3 protein-coding genes are annotated in these 2,301 nt (G+C 34.2%); 1 reads left to right on the top strand and 2 read right to left on the bottom strand.

The window, feature by feature from the left end; all coding sequences use genetic code 11:
• Positions 1–55 precede the first annotated feature (55 nt).
• Positions 56–1,204: a tRNA (guanine-N1)-methyltransferase gene (locus BD31_RS06370; protein ID WP_008300148.1), complete on the top strand. Its 1,149-nt coding sequence runs from the start codon at positions 56–58 to the stop codon at positions 1,202–1,204.
• Here the strand turns inward: BD31_RS06370 and BD31_RS06365 are convergent.
• Both BD31_RS06365 and BD31_RS06360 read right to left on the bottom strand, forming a co-directional pair.
• Positions 1,194–1,787 carry an RlmE family RNA methyltransferase gene (locus BD31_RS06365; RefSeq protein ID WP_008300151.1) on the bottom strand — a complete coding sequence of 198 codons (594 nt, stop codon included), beginning with the start codon at positions 1,785–1,787 and terminating at the stop codon, positions 1,194–1,196. The genes BD31_RS06370 and BD31_RS06365 overlap by 11 nt on opposite strands.
• On the bottom strand, positions 1,784–2,301 hold a 518-nt coding region (locus BD31_RS06360; RefSeq protein WP_008300149.1), incomplete at its 5' end, for a hypothetical protein. The genes BD31_RS06365 and BD31_RS06360, both read right to left, overlap by 4 nt.

The raw sequence follows: 2,301 nt of genomic DNA, 5'->3' as shown, positions 1-2,301 counted from the left end.
CCAAAAATTTTGCTGAAACCACAAGTATTAAACCAATATAATATTAGAGGAATAATTGGAAATTCCAAGTGAAATTTTTCAGGAGATTGTAGAAGGAGACACAAAACTTCTAGTTCCAAAAAAATCATTAACTGACAAAGTACCACCAAAGGAACCTGCGTTTTTCAATCCAAAGGCAAAGATAAACAGGGATTTTTCAATAATTGCATATGCAGCATTCCTAAAGAATTTTGAAGGGCCAAAGATTTTTCTGGAAGGCATGTCTGGGATCGGTGCAAGAGGATTACGTGTATCTAACGAATTAAAAATTGAGAATACAATAATCAATGATCTGAATCCAACTGCTCTGAAAATGGCAGAATATTCAGCAAATCAGAACAATCTAAAAAATATTGAATTTTCAGAAAAGGAAGTTTGTAGGTTTCTAAGTTACCATTCAAAAAAAGGAGAGCGAGGCTCGATTGTAGATATTGACCCGTTTGGCTCCCCTGCTGCATTTTTTGACTGTGGGATCAGGGCTACTATGCATGGAGGAATTTTATCGACTGCAGCTACTGATCTTCAGGTACTAAATGGTCTCTTTCAAGATGCATGCAGGAGAAAATACGGTGGAGTTCCAGTAAGAGTGGAGTATGGAAACGAGATGGCAATTAGATTGGTTCTCGGATGTCTCAGAGTAGTGGCTGCAAGATTAGGTGTAGAGATAATTCCAATGTTTGTAGAAAGTGAAATGCATTACTATAGAACTTATGTCAAAGTCTTAAACAGGCCAGATCAAAAAGAAAATTTGGGATACATTTTGCACTGTAAAAACTGTGGACATAGAAAAACATCAACTCAACAAAAACAAGAATGTGAATTATGTAATTCAAAAATTAGCATTGCAGGACCATTATGGATAGATAATATTTTTGACAAAGAGTTTGTTCAAAATATGTTAGTTGAAATTCCAAATTTAAAAGTGGATAAAGTTTGTGAAAAAACTATTCAAAAATGTCTTGCAGAATCAGAAATGCCAGCAACATATTTTACACTAGATGAAATTGCATCAAAAATGAAAGCATCACCACCAAAGTTAGAAAATGCAATTAAAAATTTACAACAAAATAACTTTACTGCTAGTGTTACAGCATTTAATCCAACTGGATTTAGAACTAGTGCAAACATAAATGAAATAATTAAAACTTTTCAAACTAACCAGTAAAACCCAAGCAAACATAGTATAGTTCACTACTTTGTTTTCTACTAGCTTTGGGTTTTGTAAGATTGATTCTAGCAAATTTTTTCTTGATATAATCTCTAAACTCCATAGAATATGGTCCATCAAATACTTTGAAAACAGCATTTCCTTTATGTGCTAAGACTTTGTCCATGATTTTGGTACAATCATAATTCAAGGAAATCTGTTTTGCATGATCAACGGTCCAATTTCCACTAACTTGGGGGGAAAGATCGCAGATTACAGCATTTACCTTACGCTCAAAATACGACATTATCTCATCAACTACGTGTTCATCTTCAATATTTTCTCGAATGATGTGAGCACCAGGAATCTCTTCAACATATGACAAATCAACGCCCATTACTTTTCCTTGGTTACCAACCAGTTTTACAGCCATCTGAGTCCAGCCACCAGGTGCACATCCCAAGTCCAAAACATAAAAACCAGGACCAATGAGACGATAAGACTGATTTAATTCTTTGAGTTTGAATGCAGCTCTACTTCGGAAACCTTGTTCATGGGCTAATTTTCTATAGTGATCTTTACGAGCATCGATTAGTTTCATTTAGACTTCGCAGGTTTTTTCATTTCAGCAAGTACCCAATCTTCAATGAATTGACAGTTTGTAGGACTGATTTCTCCTTCAAGAGAGCATTTCTGTTCAACTGGACAAACCAGACATGGAGCATTTTCAATTGATTGTGTACTGATTGGAGTCTTCTTTAAAATTAATTTGTAAGTCCAACGATTATTTTCAAGTAGTTTTTCTCTAGTAATTGTTCCCATTCTTTCAAGTTTTAATGAAAGACGAGAGCCATCACGACTTGAGAGTTTAAGTTTTTTCCACAATTCACTTTGAAACATTCCCTCGGATTCACGTTCAGCTAGAACATCACAAATTTTGTTAGTTAGTCTTTCCATATCGACTTTTTCAATTTGGAAATTTTCAATTTCTTCATCAGTAAGTTGTTCTTCTAATTCTTCTTCAATTGTTTTTTCAGCTTCTCTTTTAGCTTCTTCCAATTCTTTTTTAGTTAATTTTTTTACTTTAGCAGGTTTTTCGACAGGCTTTTTTGGTT

The organism is Candidatus Nitrosopumilus salarius BD31, from assembly GCF_000242875.2.
Classification (GTDB): domain Archaea; phylum Thermoproteota; class Nitrososphaeria; order Nitrososphaerales; family Nitrosopumilaceae; genus Nitrosopumilus; species Nitrosopumilus salarius.
Note: the sequence above shows the minus strand (reverse complement) of the source record. Positions and strands in the feature narration are given on the sequence as shown.

Bases quoted from the DNA above. Each gene is read 5' to 3' on its own strand.
- BD31_RS06365 (WP_008300151.1), bottom strand. From the start codon at position 1,787: ATGAAACTAATCGATGCTCGTAAAGATCACTATAGAAAATTAGCCCAT.